The 18321-nt window shown below is 50.2% G+C and carries 19 protein-coding genes and 1 other annotated feature; of the genes, 15 read left to right on the top strand and 4 right to left on the bottom strand.

The window, feature by feature from the left end; translation table 11 throughout:
- Positions 1–188: 188 nt before the first annotated feature.
- Positions 189–2738, bottom strand: a complete 2550-nt coding sequence (gene glgP / locus HPY81_08295) for an alpha-glucan family phosphorylase (protein NPV27425.1) — start codon at positions 2736–2738, stop codon at positions 189–191.
- Positions 2739–2964: 226 nt separating this feature from the next.
- On the opposite strand from glgP, the gene HPY81_08300 reads away from it, so the two are divergent.
- Positions 2965–4026: a hypothetical protein gene (locus tag HPY81_08300; protein ID NPV27426.1), complete on the top strand. Its 1062-nt coding sequence runs from the start codon at positions 2965–2967 to the stop codon at positions 4024–4026.
- A 325-nt stretch (positions 4027–4351) separates the two neighbouring features.
- Positions 4352–4603: a hypothetical protein gene (locus HPY81_08305; protein NPV27427.1), complete on the top strand. Its 252-nt coding sequence runs from the start codon at positions 4352–4354 to the stop codon at positions 4601–4603.
- Positions 4604–4652: 49 nt separating this feature from the next.
- Here HPY81_08305 and HPY81_08310 read toward each other — a convergent pair whose 3' ends face one another.
- Positions 4653–5354, bottom strand: coding sequence for a rhomboid family intramembrane serine protease (locus tag HPY81_08310; protein NPV27428.1), 702 nt, complete (start codon positions 5352–5354; stop codon positions 4653–4655).
- A 159-nt stretch (positions 5355–5513) separates the two neighbouring features.
- Between HPY81_08310 and HPY81_08315 the strand changes: the two genes are divergently transcribed.
- On the top strand, positions 5514–5816 hold the full coding sequence (locus HPY81_08315; GenBank protein NPV27429.1) for a LysM peptidoglycan-binding domain-containing protein: 303 nt from the start codon (positions 5514–5516) through the stop codon (positions 5814–5816).
- A gap of 136 nt (positions 5817–5952) precedes the next feature.
- Here the strand turns inward: HPY81_08315 and HPY81_08320 are convergent, their stop codons facing one another.
- On the bottom strand, positions 5953–7653 hold the full coding sequence (locus HPY81_08320) for a 4Fe-4S binding protein (GenBank protein ID NPV27430.1): 1701 nt from the start codon (positions 7651–7653) through the stop codon (positions 5953–5955).
- Positions 7654–8040: 387 nt separating this feature from the next.
- Positions 8041–8291 (top strand) — a binding site (T-box leader).
- 65 nt (positions 8292–8356) lie between these two features.
- Here HPY81_08320 and HPY81_08325 point away from each other — a divergent pair.
- The 9 genes from HPY81_08325 to HPY81_08365 all read left to right on the top strand — a co-directional run bounded on the left by HPY81_08325 (position 8357) and on the right by HPY81_08365 (position 15687).
- Positions 8357–8569, top strand: a complete 213-nt coding sequence (locus HPY81_08325; GenBank protein ID NPV27431.1) for a 4Fe-4S binding protein — start codon at positions 8357–8359, stop codon at positions 8567–8569.
- A gap of 16 nt (positions 8570–8585) precedes the next feature.
- Entirely contained in the window at positions 8586–9650 is a 1065-nt protein-coding gene (locus HPY81_08330) for a 3-methyl-2-oxobutanoate dehydrogenase subunit VorB (GenBank protein NPV27432.1), read from the top strand.
- A complete protein-coding gene (locus tag HPY81_08335; protein NPV27433.1) occupies positions 9628–10371 on the top strand; it encodes a 2-oxoglutarate oxidoreductase in 744 nt (247 codons plus the stop codon). Before HPY81_08330 ends, HPY81_08335 begins: the two co-directional genes overlap by 23 nt.
- Complete coding sequence (locus tag HPY81_08340; GenBank protein ID NPV27434.1) at positions 10372–10938, top strand: 2-oxoacid:acceptor oxidoreductase family protein; 567 nt, start codon at positions 10372–10374, stop codon at positions 10936–10938.
- Between the two features lie 258 nt (positions 10939–11196).
- Positions 11197–12369, top strand: a complete 1173-nt coding sequence (locus tag HPY81_08345) for an ATP-binding protein (GenBank protein ID NPV27435.1) — start codon at positions 11197–11199, stop codon at positions 12367–12369.
- Positions 12370–12393: 24 nt separating this feature from the next.
- The gene (locus tag HPY81_08350; GenBank protein NPV27436.1) at positions 12394–13227 is read left to right on the top strand and encodes an MBL fold metallo-hydrolase; all 834 of its coding nucleotides are present in this window, start codon (positions 12394–12396) and stop codon (positions 13225–13227) included.
- Positions 13224–14552 (top strand): hypothetical protein, encoded by a 1329-nt coding sequence (locus HPY81_08355; GenBank protein ID NPV27437.1) that lies wholly within the window; start codon positions 13224–13226, stop codon positions 14550–14552. Before HPY81_08350 ends, HPY81_08355 begins: the two co-directional genes overlap by 4 nt.
- 130 nt (positions 14553–14682) lie before the next feature.
- The gene (locus HPY81_08360; GenBank protein ID NPV27438.1) at positions 14683–14832 is read left to right on the top strand and encodes a hypothetical protein; all 150 of its coding nucleotides are present in this window, start codon (positions 14683–14685) and stop codon (positions 14830–14832) included.
- A gap of 231 nt (positions 14833–15063) precedes the next feature.
- Complete coding sequence (locus tag HPY81_08365) at positions 15064–15687, top strand: hypothetical protein (GenBank protein ID NPV27439.1); 624 nt, start codon at positions 15064–15066, stop codon at positions 15685–15687.
- 6 nt (positions 15688–15693) lie between these two features.
- Here the strand turns inward: HPY81_08365 and HPY81_08370 are convergent, their stop codons facing one another.
- Positions 15694–16359: a TMEM165/GDT1 family protein gene (locus tag HPY81_08370; GenBank protein ID NPV27440.1), complete on the bottom strand. Its 666-nt coding sequence runs from the start codon at positions 16357–16359 to the stop codon at positions 15694–15696.
- A gap of 370 nt (positions 16360–16729) precedes the next feature.
- Here HPY81_08370 and HPY81_08375 point away from each other — a divergent pair, with 370 nt between their 5' ends.
- The 3 genes from HPY81_08375 to HPY81_08385 all read left to right on the top strand — a co-directional run bounded on the left by HPY81_08375 (position 16730) and on the right by HPY81_08385 (position 18305).
- The gene (locus tag HPY81_08375) at positions 16730–17176 is read left to right on the top strand and encodes a hypothetical protein (GenBank protein NPV27441.1); all 447 of its coding nucleotides are present in this window, start codon (positions 16730–16732) and stop codon (positions 17174–17176) included.
- 19 nt (positions 17177–17195) lie between these two features.
- Positions 17196–17474 (top strand): TIGR04076 family protein, encoded by a 279-nt coding sequence (locus tag HPY81_08380; GenBank protein ID NPV27442.1) that lies wholly within the window; start codon positions 17196–17198, stop codon positions 17472–17474.
- A 264-nt stretch (positions 17475–17738) separates the two neighbouring features.
- Complete coding sequence (locus HPY81_08385) at positions 17739–18305, top strand: DUF502 domain-containing protein (GenBank protein ID NPV27443.1); 567 nt, start codon at positions 17739–17741, stop codon at positions 18303–18305.
- Positions 18306–18321 lie beyond the last annotated feature (16 nt).

Consider the following 18321-nt stretch of genomic DNA (forward strand, 5'->3'; position numbering starts at 1 on the left):
GTGACTTCACTCCTTTATGGGGTTTTCGGTTTGGTTACTTGAAAACTTCTCCAAATTGGGGTGAAGTCCTTTTTTATGGCCCTAAAATCCTTAGTAAATCAAGTGTTGGAAAATTGCAAAAGGCTCAATGAAAAGAGAAAATGCACGTCAGCGCGTGCATTTTCGATTATGGACCAAAACATGTTGTTTTAGAAGCAGGGAGCCCAGGTGACCAGGGGTAGTTCAAAGTGATGGGCGAAATGAGGGTGGGCCGGCCTGATCCGAACCGTATAGCCGAGTGTCCCCTGCTCCTTCAGTGGCAGCCTGCCAGTAAAACGATATGTGCCTTCACCATCCTGGGCCATAAACTTCATCGGGGTGGTGTTTAGATTCTGTAGCGTGTTCGTGTTATTATTAATTTGACCATAAGCGAGCTCGATCTGAACCGCTTCGTGACTAATTGGACCAAGCTTTACTCGAACGTTGACTTCTAACTCATCCCCGACATTGACGTGGTTTCCCTTGGCTTCAACGGCTGTAATGGTGACGTGGTGCCAGTTTTCCTGAATAAACCGCTTAAAGGAGTGGAGGTCGGCAGCTACCTGGAAGTTTTCTTGCGTCAGCGTTAAGCCGCGGGCAATGGCTTGGACATAAAAGCGTTCTGCGTATTCCTGTACCATCCTCTCGGTACTGAACTGCCAGGGGATGGTGCGGAGAGAGGCTTTCATCAGTTTGATCCATTCCCGGGGTAGACCGTCCTCTTGTTTATAGTAAGTTGGGATAATAAAATTTTCTAAGAGACTGTAGAGAGAATAGACATCATCTTTATCCTGTTCTTCGTCGTTAAGATAATTCTTTTCCTCGCCGATGGCGAAGCCGTTTTCGCCGTTGTAGGCTTCCGGCCACCAGCCATCAAGCACACTACAGTGGAGCACCCCGTTTAAGGCCGCTTTCATCCCACTGGTTCCACTGGCTTCCATCGGCCAGCGAGGCGTGTTCAGCCAGATATCTACGCCATGGGTCAGGTGGCGGGCCAGATTGATGTCATAGTTTTCGAGAAAAACCACCTTGCCCCTAAAAGGTTCTTCGTTGGAGATATCATAGATCTGTTTGATCAACTCTTTTCCCGGTTGATCGGCCGGGTGGGCCTTACCAGCAAAGATGATTTGCAGCGGCCGCTCCGGGTCGTTCAGCATTTTGATTAATCGTTCACGGTCGCGAAACAGCAGGGTGGCTCGTTTATAAGTCGCAAAGCGCCTGGCAAAACCAATGGTTAAAGCCTGGGGATTCAGGTAGTCCTGAACTTCCCGGATTTGCTCGACTGATTCGTGGTTGCGGCTCCGCTGTTTGACCAGGCTGTCCCGAACGAACTGAATGGTTTTTCCCTTTAGAGTCTGGTGGGTTTGCCAGAGTTTTTCATCCGGAATAGTCGAGATTTTTTCCCACCACTCGGGCTCGGTGAGGTGTTTCTTCCAGTCTGCCCCCAGATGGGTGGTCAATAAATCGTTTAACTCCTGGGCCAGCCAGGTCTCCATGTGAATACCGTTGGTGACGAAGGTAATTGGGATTTCCTCAACTGGAACCATTCCATACAGCCAGCGGAACATCTTGCGAGTGACTTCTCCGTGTAAACGGCTGACCCCGTTGCAGTAGCCGGCCAGGTTCATGGCGAGTAAGGTCATATTGAAGCCGTTGCGGTCGCGATCCCAGCCTAACTCGAGAAAAGCGTCCCGGTCCATGCCCAGCTGCCGGTACAGGTGACCCAGGTAGTGGTCGATCATCTCCGCGGGGAAAATGTCATGGCCAGCCGGCACAGGGGTATGGGTGGTAAAAATCGTGCTGGCTCGAATTACTTCTCTGGCGGTGGTGACCGGGATACCATTCTGAACCAGTTCTCGAACTCGTTCCAGGGTTAGAAAGGCGGAGTGACCCTCATTGATGTGCCAGACGTCAGGGTTGATCCCGAGGGACCGCAAAGCTTTAACTCCTCCGATGCCCAGCAGAATTTCCTGGGAGATCCGGGTATCGAGACCGCCGCCGTAAAGCTGCCCAGTTAACTTACGGTCTTCCTGACGGTTCAGAGCGACATCAGCGTCCAGGAGAATGACCCTGATTTGCCCGACCTGAGCCTGCCAGAGCTTGGCGTAAACCGTTCGTCCCGGCAGATCCACAGAAATGGTGGCTTCGCATCCGTCCTGACGGGCAACCGGTTGGATGGGCATTTCATAGAAATTAAGATGGGGGTAGACCGCTTCCTGCCAGCCATCCCGGTTGATTTTCTGAGTAAAATATCCGTGTTTGTACAATAATCCTACCGCGACAAAAGGTAGACCAAGGTCGCTTGCGGATTTACAGTGGTCGCCAGCGAGTACACCGAGGCCACCAGAATAGATGGGGAGGGATTCATGAAAGCCAAACTCGGCGGAAAAGTAAGCGATCGTGTGGCGGCAAAGCTCCGGATGTTGTTGTTGAAACCATTTATCTGCGGTCAGGTAGTAGTCGAAGTCGGTGAAGACTCGCCGGTACAAGTCAAGATACGCCGGGTCGTGGGCTACTGCCTCCAGATCTTTACGCTTGACGTGCAGCAAAAATTTGACGGGATTATGGTATACTTCCTCCCACAACTCACTGTTGATCCGCTGAAATAACAACTGGGCGTGGGAATTCCAACTGAACCACAGATTATAGGCTAATTCCTGAAGCCGGGAAATCTGTTCGGGCAGCTTTGGTTTAACTGAAATAGTGCGAAAAAAATACATTTGCTTGCCTCCATGTTTGATCAGTATGAGTATATTGTGCTAAATAATCGGACCGGGCATGCATGCTGGCGGGCAATTTGATTTAAATAAAACTAAATAAAACAGCTTGTTCAAAGGTGATCTTACCAAGCACTGGCGATAAAATAAAACGATCTGGGGAAGAATTCGAGTTGAATGAACGGATTAAATGATAAGCTTTCCGGGGGCTGAAGAGAGCGTGACTAACCTGACCAATTCTATCTGGCTTTACAGAATGTTTGATATCGCGGAAGAAATTAACCTGACCAAAGTTGAGGAAATTCTGGCCGGGCAGAAACCCACCAGCCGCTTAAAACTGGCCCGAGTTAAACCCAAGTCTATTCACATTGAAAATCCCCCAGTTACTGTCGATATCGGGGAAAGACGTATCATGCTCTGCTTCGGATTGTTCAAGGCCGCGGTGCTGGCCCGGGTCTACAACCTGGGGGTGATCGGCCTCATCCTGCGGATCGAATTGCCAGCAGAAATGGGCTACGAGGAGATTAAAGACCTTGCCATATATTTGAATGGGACTGACGAACTGGAGCCGCTTTTTGAGGAATTGTTGTTTACCTTGCAGAAAAACCTGATCCCAGCGACAAGTATGCCAGTGAGAAGCAATTTTGCCGAAGACTTCACGATTTTTTTCTTTCGCCGCTGGCGACCAGAGTGGGATCCGGTACCCTTGCTGCTCAGCGAGAATGAGGTCGTAAGTCGACAGGTTCGGGAGGACACACTCAAGCATTCCTTTTCCTATGGAAGTAAAGATCTGACGATCATTACCTGGGATGCGGCCCTGGTCTACGACGAGGAGGGAAGTACGGACATCCCCGACCTGCTAGAATTTGCTATTACCCAACTGTTGGAACTGCGCTATTATGACAATCTCCTATCGGGTGAATTAAACCGCATGTATGATGCCCTTGAGTTAGCTGACAAAGAGGGCTGGTACTCGCGCCTGAAAAAATACCGGCAGATCATGAAAAAGATGATGGAACTAGTGGTGGATGTGACAGAGATCATGGACAAAATTGAGAACTCATTTAAAGTTACCGAAGATGTTTTCTATGCCCGGGTTTATGGAGCTGCTCTGGCGAGTTTTCGAACTCAGGCCTGGATGGACAGCATTCAACAAAAAATTTCAGTTATCCAGCGCAGTTATTCGATGCTCAGTGATGAGATCATTAACCACCGGTCAACGTTAATGGAACTGGCGATTATCATCCTGTTTCTCTTAGAAATTATCCTTGGGTTATCGCGTTTGCTGTGATTGTTATATAAAACACCCTCTGCTTGTGTGCTTACGATCAAATGGAACATAAATGTACCATCTTGGCACGTAACAGTTCCACTCCAAAACAATCTAATAAATGCGTATTTAACCCAATGAGGGATAAGTACCTCCTGATTTGACTGGAACAAGATTATTCCATTAGTATATGTTAGAGCAATCACAAAGCCTTGATTCGCCTTAATTCAGCTTGCACATCAGCGTTTTTACTGGGTTTTACGGCTACCCCACGACCTTAACTACGTTGGCACTGATTTTGCAATAATGAAGGGCAAAGGTTGCAAAAGGGTTCGGGGTGAGCGATATGACGAGATTTCAAATGATGTTTCTCTTCTTTTCGATTCTGTTCTTAACTGTGAAGGTCTGCTTCATTCTATCGCAGTATTTTATCACCAAAGCCATTGCCGAACGAGCCATGAAAAAGAAGGAATTGGAAACCAAAGTGGTTGCCCGAATTGAGGCCCAACGCAAGAAGCAAGAGGCCGAACAAAAGGTGGTCAACCTGAAGAAAGACATGCAAATATATTCCTCTCGACGAAATCGAAATATAGGTTAGCGAAATAATGAGGGACGGATTCCGCTTGGGATTCGTCCTTTGTTGATCGCTAAAACCGGTCTTTGCATCCCCATTCGGATAGGTCGGCCCGCTGGTGTAGAATGTGCATCACCAGCAAACCGGTAAGAAAACCGCCGATGTGGGCCCACCAGCCGACCGGGCTGACCGCGCCGGACAGAACAGCCAATCCGTTGAACAACTGGAGGATAAACCAGAAGGCAATGAAAAACAGGGCCGGTATCCGGACTGTGGTCACAAAAAAGATCACGATCAGCAGCGTGAGAATACGCGCGCGGGGAAAAGCAATCACGTAGGCACCGAGTACACCAGCGATGGCGCCACTGGCGCCGATCAAGGGGCTGGTCGAGTATGGGTTAGACAAAACCTGGGCAATGTTCCCAATAATTCCCGCTAGCAGATAAAACAAAAGAAATCTGAGGTGGCCTATCCGATCTTCTACGTTATCGCCGAAGATCCATAGATAGAGCATGTTCCCAAGGAGATGAACCCAACCCCCGTGGAGAAAGATGCTGGTGACTAAAGGCAGGACATTTGCCCCGGTAATCACCCAGGGATGAAGAAAAAACCAGGTGATTTTCACCGGGATGACGGCGTAAGCAGCCAGGAGTTGGTCTAGATTTCGCGGGCTTAAGGTCAGCTCATAGAAAAAGATTATGATGGTGAACAGGATCAGGGAGTAGTTGACAAAAGGAAATCGCCTGGGCTTGATACAGTCCTTAAGTGGAATCATGCTCTCACCTCATTAGTCTTCTCACTAGATACTATCATTCCCGTCAAATAATTTACTATCCCCCAACCAAAAACCGAAAAAATGTGCGCTCACCTCTTGACCAAACACACGTTCATGTTTATACTGAGATATAAAGAACAAGCGTTTGGAGGGACCATGATGAACACTGTTCGCAGGCGAACACGAGCGCAGAATTTTTTGGGTAACTGGTTTAAGATCATTCTCTTTGCCATGGCAATATTCCTCTTTGCAGTTGCGGCCAGGTCCGGACTAAATGCCGCCGATTGTTCAGATAAAACAGTGCTCTGTCACGTTGTTAAGCCAGGGGAGACTTACTGGCAGCTGGCTGAACTCTATTTTCCGGACCGGGACCCACGGGAAATGTCTTATCGCATTAAAAGCTGGAACCAGAAATCGTCTGGTGAGCTTCGGCCAGGTGGGATCGTGAAAATCTATCGGTAGGGACCAATACTTTACTTGGGTAATAGTTTAAACATGGTTTCCTAGACGACATAAAAAGTGAGTAGAAACTTCGTTGGATATTACGAAGTCCACTCACCTTTTATGTCTGCATGAACTATTTTATTTTCTTGAATAATTACTTGTTGGTCGGGTGGTAATGGGTGTGCAGGAGTTCGTGCGATTTGTGGCCAAGCGGTTTCTCCAGGAACTCCTTGTACAGGACCATGACCTCTTCGTTCTCGTGGGATTTCCGTTTCGGCAGTCCAGCATCTTCAGCGTAGATCGCATTGACCCGCTCCTGTCGTTTGGCCATAGTGGTCGGGATTGGTTGACCGCCGCCACCGATACAGCCGCCGGGGCAGCACATGACTTCGATGAAGTGGTAGTCAGCTTTACCCTCGCGAATCAGGTCAAGGAGTTTCCGGGCGTTGCCCAGACTGTGGGCAATCGCGACCTTGACCACTGTTCCATTAAGGTTAACTGATGCTTCCTTGATTCCTTCTAGACCACGGCAAGGCAGGAAATCAACATTTTGTATGGTTTCTTTGGTGACGACCTCGTAAACTGTCCGCAAGGCCGCTTCCATCACGCCACCGGTGGTTCCGAAAATGACTGCAGCGCCGGTGTATTCACCCATCCAGGAATCAAACTTGTCAGGCTTCAGCGCCTCAAACTTTACCCCGCACATTCTGAAGAGCTTGCCCAGTTCCCGGGTGGTTAGGACGAGATCGACGTCCCTGTAACCACTGTCCTGCATCTCCGGCCGCTGGGCCTCAAATTTCTTGGCGGTACAGGGCATGATCGAGACGGAGAAGATGCTGGCCGGGTCAAGCCCAACTTTTTGTGGGTAGTAGGTTTTAACCAGGGCGCCGAACATCTGTTGTGGCGACTTACAGGTAGACAGATGGTCTAAGAGATCCGGGTAGAAGGTTTCGCAGAAATTAATCCACCCCGGACTGCAGGAGGTGATCATCGGCAGTTTGCCGCCGTGCTGCAGCCGCTCGAGGAGTTCATGACCTTCTTCCATAATGGTCAGGTCGGCGGTAAAGTTGGTGTGGAAGACCCGGTCAAAGCCGATCTGCCGTAAGGCCGCGACAAATTTTAACATATCCAGTTCGCCAGTAGGTAAGCCGAGCTCTTCGGCAATAGCCACCCGAACAGCAGGTGCGATCTGGGTGACTACAACTTTGTTCGGATCGGCTACCGCGGCCAGGAAGCGATCGATTTCTTCTTTTTCCGTAATGGCGCCGACCGGGCAGACCAGGGCGCACTGTCCGCACATGACACACTTGGTCTCAATCAGTGGTTTATGATCAACGGTAAAGGAATAATTGCCTTCTTCCACTAACGCCCCTACGGTTTGAATGTTATTGCAGACATCGACACAGCGCATACAGCCGATACATTTGCTGGAGTCACGGACGATTGAAGGGGTAGAAGTGTCGATGGGGAAATCCTTAACTTCTGCCGCCGCTATTTCGCGCACGCCGAAAATAGCCGCGGCTTCTTGCAGCTCACACTTTTGATTGCGGGCACAGGTGAGGCACTCAGCCGGGTGACGGCTCAGGATCTGCTCCAGGGCTTCCCGCTTAGCCTTTTGGGCCTTAATGCTGTTGGTTTTAACTACGAGGTTATCTTTCACCAGTTCGGTGCAGGCTTTCTTGAGTTCGGCTTCTCCTTCAATTTCCACCTGACAAATGCCGCAATTTCCCTTGGCGGTCAGATCTTCATAGAAGCACAGGGTGGGAATGTTAATTCCAGCCGTTTGAGCGGCTTTAAGAATGGTGTAATTCTCTGGGACGCTCACCTTGATTCCGTCAATCACGACGTTAACCATTAATACCTTCCCCCTTAAAAATTTTTCTTGCCGACATCTTAGATAAGCCTAATCATATCCCACCTCCTGAAGGACTACCCACATAATGCTATGGTCAAGTTTAGCAGTGATTGGTAATAACGGGAGTTGCGTTGCTTGGTGGAAATATTTTGCGGATCTATCTTATGGATAGTGATTAAGTTCTATTTTTCACTAGTAATGGGACATAAACCTCTTTTCCTGACTAAAATAAATTCTGTACCCGGGGGTCTAATTCCTTTTTTTAGCAGGGGATTTTTTACGAATCTATTTCTACTTTTTTACGAGCAGTTTTCAATTTCATAAAAATTTTATTGACATTTGCGCCAAATTCCGCTATAGTAAAACCAAATTAAAAAATGTTATACGATAAAAACAATGAGGGGAACTTGTTGTATATCGCACCACTTAGTCACAGAGAGCTGGTGTGGGCTGAGAGCCAGTACTAAGGCGGTATATAATATCATCCCGGAGTTGCCATCTGAACGGTCTTGGACTTAGTAAGTGAGGCCGGCGTGCGTCCGTTATAATGCGCTGCGATGATGGTCGCAGGCAGAGTGGCTGTCTTTTTCAGGCAGCAATTCAGGTGGTACCGCGGGAATGAACCTCTCGTCCTGATTGATTTTGTGAAATCAGGCGAGAGGTTTTTAGTTTTTCTAGAATTGTGTTCAAGGAGGTCAGCCAGATGGTTCAAATCGTGTTTCACGAGGATCGCTGCAAAGGATGTGAGCTTTGCCAGATTACCTGCCCGAAAAATTTAGTGGTCACATCCAACCGGCTAAACCCCTTGGGTTTTTATCCGGCTGTTATATCTGACCGCAGCCAGTGTACGGGATGCGCCTTGTGTGCGCGGATGTGTCCTGATTTATGCATCGAAATCGGCCAGGAGGGAGCATAAAGTGGATAAAGTCTTGATGAAAGGAAACGAGGCAATCGGGGAGGCGGCTATCCGCGCCGGCTGTCGGTATTTCTTTGGCTACCCGATCACTCCGCAGAGTGAACTGCCGGAGTATATGGCCCGGCGTCTGCCAGCGGTGGGGGGTGTTTTTCTCCAGGCGGAAAGTGAAATCGCGGCAATCAATATGGTTTATGGGGCGGCGGGAGCAGGAGCCCGGGTAATGACTTCTTCTTCCAGCCCAGGAATTAGTTTAAAGCAGGAGGGGATTTCCTATCTGGCTGGCGCTGAGCTCCCCGCGGTGATCGTCAACGTGATGCGAGGAGGACCTGGTCTGGGCAGTATCCAGCCCGGGCAGTCTGATTACTTTCAGGCTACCAAGGGTGGTGGTCACGGTGATTACCGGCTGATCGTCCTGGCTCCAGCGTCCGTTCAAGAGATTATTGATCTGACCTGGGAAGCCTTTGCACTAGCAGACCAGTACCGCAACCCGGTGATGATTTTGAGTGACGGCATGCTCGGGCAGATGATGGAGCCGGTAGTCCTACCAACGCAGGAACCGCCGGTGCTGCCCAAGCCCTGGGCAACAACCGGGGCAGTTAACCGGGAACGTAACGAAATCTTTTCCTTTTTTATGCAGGGTGAGCAACTGGAAGAACATAATCGTCGCCTGGAGCAGAAATGGCAAGCGATGGTTGAGCGGGAGAAACGAGTCGCGGAGTTCTTCATGGAGGATGCCGAAATTGTGGTGGTTGCTTATGGAACCACTGCCCGGATCGCCAGGCGGGCGGTCCGTCAGGCCAGGCAGGTCGGCATCAAGGCGGGCCTGCTTCGTCCCATTAGCCTGTGGCCTTTCCCTGACGAGGCGTTCCAACGGGCGGCAAGGAAGGCCAGGGTTTTTCTTAGTGTCGAGATGAGCCTGGGCCAGATGGTCGAAGATGTAAGACTGGCGGTAAACGGCCAGGTGCCTGTCCATTTCTATGGTCGGGTGTCAGTTGTCCCCAGTCCTGATGAGATTTTTGCGATGATTTGCCAGCTGGCAGATGAGGAGGTGGCGGTCAATGGCAGTGTTCGCTCGGCCTAAGGCGCTGACGGAGAAGCCATGGCACTTCTGTCCCGGTTGCAGCCATGGGATCATCCATACATTGGTGGCTGAAGTGATCGATGAACTAAATATTCGCGAGACGACGGTAGGGGTTTGTCCCGTCGGATGCGCGGTGGTCTCACACGAGTACTTTAATGTGGATATGCAGCAAGCGGCTCACGGACGGGCTCCGGCGGTCGCGACCGGGATCAAACGGGTTTTGCCGGAGCGGACTGTCTTTACTTATCAAGGGGATGGTGATCTGGCATCTATCGGGACGGCGGAAATCATCCACGCCGCTGCGCGGGGGGAAAAGATCACAACAATTTTTGTGAATAATGCCATTTACGGCATGACGGGAGGGCAGATGGCCCCGACCACACTTCTGGGGCAGGTGACCACCACCTCACCGTTTGGCCGGAGACAGGACACTCAGGGATATCCAATCCGGGTGGCCGAGATGCTGGCGACCCTGGAGGGAGTGGCCTACGTAGCCCGGGTATCGGTGCATAACCCCAAGGAAATCAACCGGGCCAAAAAGGCGATCCGGCGCGCTTTTGAGTGCCAGCAAAAAGGTCTGGGTTTTTCCCTAGTTGAGGTGCTGGCCTGCTGTCCCACGAACTGGGGTCTTTCGCCGAAGGAGTCGATTAACTGGTTGGTTGAAAACATGATACCTTATTACCCGCTTGGGGAGTATCGGTTGCCGAAGGAGGTACAGTAGATGGTGCATGAAATTATTATCGCGGGATTTGGCGGCCAGGGGGTCCTGTCAGTAGGACAATTTTTAATTTACGCGGGCATGCTGGAAGGCTTGCAAGTGTCCTGGGTGCCGGCATATGGGCCGGAGATGCGCGGTGGGACGGCCAATTGCCTAGTTACCATCGGCCGCGAGGAAATCGATTCGCCAGTTTTTGAACGGGCTACGGCGGCGATAGTCATGAACCAGCCGTCTTTGGAGAAGTTTGAAGCTAAGGTTAGACCAGGCGGTCTGCTCCTGTTTAATTCCTCGCTGGTTGAGCGGCCGGTCAGACGGACCGATGTTCAGGTCTACGAGATCCCGGCTAATGACCTGGCCTACGAGTTAGGGAATATAAAAGTGGCGAACATGGTAATGCTGGGGGCGTTTCTGAAAGTTGTGCCAGTAGTGAACGTGGAATCAGTGCTGAATTGTCTCCAGCGGGTTTTCCCAGCGGAAAAACATCACCTGATTCCGCTCAACCGAGAAGCGATGGCCCTGGGCGCGCGGCAGGTCAATTATTTGCTCGAACAGCAGCGCCAGGCCGGCTAATTTATCAGACACGGTTTCCTGAAAAGCACCTGCCAAAGAGAATAGCTGTTGAATTATCGCGGGCCGCCATCCCATTTTGGGAGGCGGCCCAGTTGCAGTTTTTCAGTGAAAAGTAATTATGGGGAAAAAGGGCTGCTTCTTTTTTTCCTGACCAGATGCCGGTATAATACACTTATAAAGCTATCGGCGGGTATACCCTTTTTCGGGGCAAATTCGCCGCGAGTTGAGGATGGCGAGTGTAAATGGGGTGAAGTTCAGATGAATGAGCCGGAACAACCCAGGGCGATCCTGACCCGCAGTCTGTTAGAGCAGATCAACCGGGCCAGGCAAGCATTAGCCGAGATGCGGACGAGTGATCCCCAGCGTTATTCGCAAATCGAACAAGAGGCCAGGGCGAAACGCTGTAAGTATTCGCCTAACTGTCACGATGGCCTGGTTATTGATGTGCGGACCAACCGCTCGTGGCCGTGTCAGTGTCAGATCAACAAGCTGCGGGAACGGAAATTTGAAGAAATGGGGTTACCGCCGGCCTATCGCGAAGCCACATTTGATAAATTTGATTTCAGCGCCTATTTGAAATCCGATGTGCTTGACGAAACCACGACTGCCCACAAAACGGCTATGGACGCGTTTCTTTTCTGTACCGAACTGGCTAAGAAATTTCCCCAGGAAATTCCCGAGAAAAACGTTCTTCTTTACGGGCCACCTGGCTCTGGCAAGACGTTCCTGGCCTGCTGCTTATTCAATGCCATAGTGGAAAGAAATGAGCGGGAAAAACTTGATTTAACCTTCACCCGTATCGATGTTAATCGCTTGATGAGCTCTTTCCGTGCCTGGACAGGCGACAACCGACGGGTAGATATCTTGGATGCCACCAAATTGCTGGGAGAAGTGGACGTGTTAATGCTTGACGAGCTGACCGAAACAGCGGCCACGCCTTTTGCCCAGGATTGTCTTTTTGATATTCTGACGCACCGTCAGCACGGGAAACTGACCATCACTACGACCAACCTGTCTCCTTCCAAACTAAACAAGCTTTTCCACCACCGGGTGGCCTGGCGACTGTATCATGCGGATGCTATCTTTCCCCTGGTGTCAAGTTTCAACTGGCATACCAGAGGATTGCATAAGGTTGACGACCGGGCGGACTACTTCAGCATTCGTCGGCTAACGGAAAAAAAGGATAACCCGGTTTTCCTTGATCCGGACGAATGGCAGTTGGAATCAGCTTTTTTGGAAGTGGCCTCGGCATTAGAGGAAACCACGGCCTCAGCTCCAGTGCAGAGTTCAGAAACTTATCGGGGCGCGAATGATGTGCCTGGGTTGCTGAAGGATATTAATGGGGAGCGTGATGAACACTGGTTAGAACGTCTGGCGCGTATCGCCAAGCATCAGCGGGTGGCGGGTAAAAACAACGTTGAAGATGTATAGAGAATGTAAAAAAGGTGAGCGCTGATGCTCAGAGTTATTCATCATCGTCATGTGATTCAATTCAAAATGTCGAGAACAATTCCTGGGGGAGGACGGTTTACTACCTCAGCCTTCCTTTTTGACGGTCTATTAATCGACACCGGCGGTATCTACTGTCGGGAAGAGTTTATGCAAGCCCTGCGTCGATTTCCTCCCCAACTGGTTGTGAATACTCACTACCATGAGGACCACATCGGCAATAATAAGCCGATTCAGGATGAGTGGGGGATCCCGATATACGCTCACCCCATGGCGCTTCCAATAATTAGCGAGCCTTCTACTAGACTCGGAATGGAATGGTTCCGCCAGCTGGTCTGGCGGGTGCCAGATGGTTCAGAGGTGCTGCCTCTGGGGGGTGAACTTATTACGCCGCATTATCGACTGCAGGTGATCCACACGGGTGGGCACACCCCGGACCACATCTGCTTGTATGAACCACAACACCAGTACCTTTTTAGCGGTGATTTGTTTTTGGGAGAGCGGGTTAAACATTCCTATTTATATGAAGACATTAATCAGATCCTTGCAGCATGGAGACAACTGTCCAGGCTGCCGGTGAAAGAAATTTATTGTGCCCTGCTGGGGCGTGTGCCCAATGGACAGCAAGCTATTCTCAATAAGATCGCTTACTGGGAGGAGTTAAAAAGCGCGGCCCAAAAGTATCAGCAGTTGGGCTACAGCCGGCGGAAGATCCGCCGTTTACTCCTGGGAAAGGAAGGGCTCAGAAGTTACCTGACGCAGGGGAGGTATTCCAAACAAAACCTGTTCGATTCCCTAATGGGGTTGGGACCGACTAATGGAATGGGAGGCCTGACATGAAGCTTAAGCAGAAGATTGTCTTAGGTGTGCTCCTCATTGTTGCTCTTGCTGTTGTGGTGGTTCCGTTCTATCGTTTTCTGGCCAGGCTCACAACCGCCGAGCATGGGGGCGTAGAATTAAGGAAATTCCCATATCCGTACAAGGCGATGTTAGCGATTTCTTCTGACATTGATGGTTCAACCTTAGAGGAGTTTGAAGAGATTCACCGGTATCTGAATACGAAAAGTATGACCTCGATGGGTGAAGGACTGGGGTTAGATGTAGCGGATTCTTTCTGGATGTATGTGGCGACGGACAAACCTGGATACATTGATCAGAAGGGGCATACCTTCGCTGACCAGATGAGCTATTTCTATGGGACTGACTGGCGGAAAAAGAAGGATGCAGCAGCGATCATCAAGTATTACCGGGCCGGGTGGATTGACAGCATTCATACTTACGGAGATTTTATTCGGATGGACAATTCGCCGGGACCGTTTTCCCGTACCATGGCACAGGAGGCTTTAAAGGAGTTGAAAGCCAACGGGATCAAGGTTGAGGTCTGGATTGACCACGGCAACCAGAGCAACATCCAGAATTTTGTCCTGTCGAACCGGCCGACAATGAAGTACATGCAAGGGGACAACCCTGAATGCCGCCAGTATTACCATACCGATCTGCTCGCGGATTATGGGATCCGGTTTGGCTGGGGTCCATGCATGAACACCATCGGGCGGGACACCATGCTCTACCCGCGAAAGCTCAGAGATGGTCGTAAAATTTGGGCTTTCTATCGCTACACAGATGCCGGGACTGACGCCAAGGGCAAAACCCGCTGGCTGTGGAACCCGATGTATTTGGCCGAACAGCTGAAGCCAGAGAAATTAGCCGAACTCAAGGCCAAGGGCCAGTACGCCATTGTTGCCCAGCATCTGGGAGCCAACATTGACTGGCCGATTTTCTGGGAGTCGGCGCGAGCTGCTCTACGTAACCTGGCTGACGAGTACTACCGTGGTGAGATCCTGGTGACCCGGACTTCTCGCCTTCTCAAGTACAATCTGGCTCAACAGTACGTGAAGTACCAGGTTGTCCAGACCGAGCAGGGAAAGGAAATCCACATTGAGAAGATCGATGACCCGCTGTTTGGGCCGTTTGTCCCCAGTCTGGATGAGGTGCGGGGCTTAACTTTCTACGTTGACGACGACCTGGCCCGGGTGAGCGTCTGGCTGGGTAATGAGCGAATTGGGCCTGACGACCTGCAGTTCAATCCGGCTGACAGCACCGGCCGAAAGAGTGTGAGTATTCGCTGGTTCATGCCGGATACAACTGATTATACCCGCTTTTAATTTCCTGGTTGTTTTTAATTATCCTGGGAAATATTATCCTGGAAAAGAAAAAACACGAGGACGACAATTGGCGAAGAGAGAACAAGTTACGGTGTGTTGAGCGTGAAGATAGGGGAGGAGGGATAAATCCATGGAAACTGCGCTTCGGCGGGCAGTTAGCGTGCTCGTTTGGGCAGCAATCGGGGCGTTTGTGGCTCAGTCTCTGTTATATAACCCCGTCGCGGGTGGCTTAATGGGAGCCGTTTTTGGCGCTTTTTTTCGTAAAGGATGTGGAACCTGAGGGATATAGATAGCGGCCAGTCAGGCCAGCGTGATTGCTGTAAACAAGCGACTGATGAAAAACAAGGGGGCGGTTGAACCCGTCTATCCCTTGTTTTTTTTATGGTGATAAAATGTGCACAGTGACAGGAAGACGAAAAAAAGCATGGAATAAGGAGACACGACATAGTTTTTAGTACAAGAAATTTCTTGCAGCGAGAGGTTGAGGCAAGACCGGGAGGAGAGCGGTGAGATGACAAGAAAATGGTTGACCCTGGTGGTTTTTCTCTGTTTGGCTGTATTGGAGGTGAGCCTAATTTCCGTTCAAGGAAAGAGTTATTTTTTATGGCACCGGCTGGTTACCCCCTATTGCCTGTTTTCTTTACCGGCTGGCTGGCAGGTGGTTGATACCGCGCCGACTCAAGTTAAGACTGATTTTTCCCGTTACCAGAACGGGCCAGTCAGCTTCAGCTACCCGACGGCCTGGGATATTTCATCGGAAGTGTTTCAGGGCGGCGAGATTTTATACCACACGGGATTTCGCGAACCAGGACATGGTGCGCACGGGTTTGTACAGGTCTGGCGGCTGCAGAAATCGCTGGAACAGTTTTTGGATGAGGCCAAGCACAGCGCCATGGACCGGCGGAAAATCACTTCGTATCAGCTTAACCCCAGACAGGTAGCGGGTCGGCCCGGTTTCTTGCTGGAATACAACTGTGAGGGGCATGATGGGCAGGACTACCGGGCACGGGAAGTATTCTGCCAACAGGGAGATCAAATGTACCGGCTCAGCTATTTTATTCTGGCATCGGCTGATCAGGAACGGCATCAGAACATCTTTGACCGGATGGTTGACTCCCTGCGGATAATTAAGTGACGCTTGTTAGTGTTCTGAATCTTCGTGGGGATGGCGTTTCGGGCAGGCCGCCAGGTAAATCGCCGTGGCGAGAACACCCAGGGCGAGAGTTAAATTTGGCCAGGTCAGGAACGACTGCGGCAGAACATCAGCTAGGCCAGCCAGACCGAACAGGATGAAGACACTGGCCGAAACCCACTTAACTGCCATTTCGGGGATGCGTTTCCCCAGTACCACCCCGATGATAATGCCGATACTGTCAGCGAACAGCATACCAGTGGTTGTCCCCAGCCAGATCATAATGATGGAATTGTATTTCGCGGCTAGAGCCACGGTGGCCAGCTGGGTCTTATCCCCCATCTCGGCCAGGAAAAAGGCGATGGCGACGGTCCAGAAAGGACTAAACCGAACCTTCTGGTCTTCCCCATCGAGGGTATCTCCCCGCAGGGTCCATAAGCCAAAACCGATAAAGGACAGGGCGGCGATCGCCTGAATGGTGGAGAAGGAAATCAGAGAATTCAAAAGCCCTCCGACCACTACGGCCAGCAGGTGGTTGATCAGGGTGGCCACCAACACTCCTGCCAGGACGGTCGTTGCCCGGTAGCGAGTGGCAAAGGCCATGGCTAAAAGCTGGGTCTTGTCGCCCATTTCCGCCAGGACGACGAAAGCCAGGGCGGCAAAGTAAGCGGTCATAGTAAATACCTCCTTTTTGTAGTTTTTCTAAATAAAAGAGACCTTTGCACATACTTAAATCTAGGATGTGCTAAAGGTCTCGCTTATTGGTCAGTAGAACCAATCGGTGAAACCAGGCTCCGATCGAGCCAGTATGTTGATTTCACCAACTATTTAAAGTCAGCTACTCCCCTTTAGGGTTATGAAGTTTTCTCATACATAGATTACCAGAAAATTTACAGGTTGACAAGGGGAACTGCCCTGGCCCGGACCATTGTCCAGCTGGCCGTATTGTAATCATAGATTTGCAGGAATTATCTTACTTTCATGGAATATTATGAATTAGGTGCCGCAATATAATAAAATAATAAAAAAAGGGAGGTTTAAATGGATGATAAAAAAAATTGACCATATCGGGATCGCCGTCAGAGACCTGGAGGCGGCTAAGAAGGTGTTTACGGAGGCGTTCGGGGCCAGGCTATTGTATCAAAAAGAGAACCTTCAAGATAAGTACGTGTTTGCTTTATTCAAAATGGGAGAGATCATTTTCTCAGTGCTGGAAGCCACATCACCAGATAGTTTTGTTGCCAGGCATATTGAACGCTTCGGTGAAGGGGTTGACCACGTCGCCATCGAGGTGGATGATTTGGATGCCGTCTTGAAACATTGGGAAAAATATGGATTTAAGACTCTGAATTATGAAGAGGTGCCCGGCATAAGAAAACAGGTTTTTCTTTCACCGAAAAATAGCTTCGGAGTTGTGTTTCAGGTTTTGGAGTGGCTTGGACAGAACAAGTTCGCCAATGATGAGGAACGAATGGGTAGAGTCTGGTCGTAAGTAGGGAGGTGAAGACAGCATGTATAAAAATAAGGTGGTTGCCACGATCATTGAAATCAGGGGAACCGGCAAGTGCTCGTATGGGCATCAGGTTGGAGAACAATTTGAGTTTGCTGAGCGGAGCCCGGGTGGTTTGTGTCAATTTGCTTATGATTCCCTGCGCTCGGCTGTGGCGGCGCTGCTTTACGGCGGGCGGTTTCCCTGGGCTGAGAATAGCGAGGTGACTACCTGGGCTTGTCCCGATCCGGAAACGCCAGTAATTTTCGAGCTCAGACGGATACCACTGGAAGAAGAATAAAAGTTTAACTGGCGGAGAGTCGAATGACGTCGGATCGTTAAGAGGGAATGAAACAAAAGTTAAACCCGGAGCCAGGTACAGTGGTGAAACCCTGGGAAAGATCATTTCCAGGGTTTAGCTTTTGCCTGGCCAACCATATGGTGTTCATGTGTTTATTAACCAGAGACGCCGGGCCCACAGGTCCGCCGGGTATCTTGTTTGTGGAAAATATGGGCAATAATATTAGGGAGGAAGTTATAGAAGTTAAAAGGAGGGACAAATCGGGTGAAAAGACTGGCAAAGTACTTTGTAAATGGGCTCATTACTATGGTGCCAATCCTGTTGACCACTTATATCGTGCTCAAGGTTTTCAATTTCCTTGATGGTCTGCTCGGGCGGTACCTGATTGAGTATCTTGGGATAAAAATCCCCGGGCTTGGTCTGCTGATTACCCTGGTGATCATTACGGCTGTAGGTTTTCTGGCGACAGCCTGGATCAGCCGTAAAGTCTTAAGCCTGATCGATCATCTGGTCAATAAGATTCCCCTGATCAAAGGGGTCTATGGGACGATTAAAGATACAGTTAACTCCCTGTTGGGAGATAAGAAATCTTTTTCCCAAGTTGCTCTGGTCGACCTTCCCGGTACCAGGGCCAAGATCGTTGGTTTCGTCAGTACCGAAGATCTGAGTGCCTTTGGACCCATTGATGCGGACCACATCGCGGTCTATGTGCCCCAGTCATTTCAGGTCGCGGGGTTTACGCTTCTGGTTCCCCGTGCTGACGTTACGATTCTGGAGATGTCACCTGACGAGGCCTGGCGGTTTATTCTGTCTGCCGGGGTGGCGGGATAGTAAATCTTGATTCTCT

The organism is Bacillota bacterium, assembly GCA_013178045.1.
In the GTDB taxonomy this organism is placed as follows: Bacteria; Bacillota; Ch66; order Ch66; family Ch66; genus Ch66.

What these genes read in the sequence shown, in the direction of transcription:
- HPY81_08340 (NPV27434.1), top strand. Translation starts at nt 10,372, where the DNA reads ATGGTGCATGAAATTATTATCGCGGGATTTGGCGGCCAGGGGGTCCTG.
- HPY81_08330 (NPV27432.1), top strand. Translation starts at nt 8,586, where the DNA reads ATGAAAGGAAACGAGGCAATCGGGGAGGCGGCTATCCGCGCCGGCTGT.
- HPY81_08350 (NPV27436.1), top strand. Translation starts at nt 12,394, where the DNA reads ATGCTCAGAGTTATTCATCATCGTCATGTGATTCAATTCAAAATGTCG.
- HPY81_08310 (NPV27428.1), bottom strand. Translation starts at nt 5,354, where the DNA reads ATGATTCCACTTAAGGACTGTATCAAGCCCAGGCGATTTCCTTTTGTC.
- HPY81_08365 (NPV27439.1), top strand. Translation starts at nt 15,064, where the DNA reads ATGACAAGAAAATGGTTGACCCTGGTGGTTTTTCTCTGTTTGGCTGTA.
- HPY81_08320 (NPV27430.1), bottom strand. Translation starts at nt 7,653, where the DNA reads ATGGTTAACGTCGTGATTGACGGAATCAAGGTGAGCGTCCCAGAGAAT.
- HPY81_08380 (NPV27442.1), top strand. Translation starts at nt 17,196, where the DNA reads ATGTATAAAAATAAGGTGGTTGCCACGATCATTGAAATCAGGGGAACC.
- glgP (NPV27425.1), bottom strand. Translation starts at nt 2,738, where the DNA reads ATGTATTTTTTTCGCACTATTTCAGTTAAACCAAAGCTGCCCGAACAG.
- HPY81_08345 (NPV27435.1), top strand. Translation starts at nt 11,197, where the DNA reads ATGAATGAGCCGGAACAACCCAGGGCGATCCTGACCCGCAGTCTGTTA.
- HPY81_08315 (NPV27429.1), top strand. Translation starts at nt 5,514, where the DNA reads ATGAACACTGTTCGCAGGCGAACACGAGCGCAGAATTTTTTGGGTAAC.
- HPY81_08375 (NPV27441.1), top strand. Translation starts at nt 16,730, where the DNA reads ATGATAAAAAAAATTGACCATATCGGGATCGCCGTCAGAGACCTGGAG.
- HPY81_08325 (NPV27431.1), top strand. Translation starts at nt 8,357, where the DNA reads ATGGTTCAAATCGTGTTTCACGAGGATCGCTGCAAAGGATGTGAGCTT.
- HPY81_08355 (NPV27437.1), top strand. Translation starts at nt 13,224, where the DNA reads ATGAAGCTTAAGCAGAAGATTGTCTTAGGTGTGCTCCTCATTGTTGCT.
- HPY81_08360 (NPV27438.1), top strand. Translation starts at nt 14,683, where the DNA reads ATGGAAACTGCGCTTCGGCGGGCAGTTAGCGTGCTCGTTTGGGCAGCA.
- HPY81_08335 (NPV27433.1), top strand. Translation starts at nt 9,628, where the DNA reads ATGGCAGTGTTCGCTCGGCCTAAGGCGCTGACGGAGAAGCCATGGCAC.
- HPY81_08370 (NPV27440.1), bottom strand. Translation starts at nt 16,359, where the DNA reads ATGACCGCTTACTTTGCCGCCCTGGCTTTCGTCGTCCTGGCGGAAATG.
- HPY81_08305 (NPV27427.1), top strand. Translation starts at nt 4,352, where the DNA reads ATGACGAGATTTCAAATGATGTTTCTCTTCTTTTCGATTCTGTTCTTA.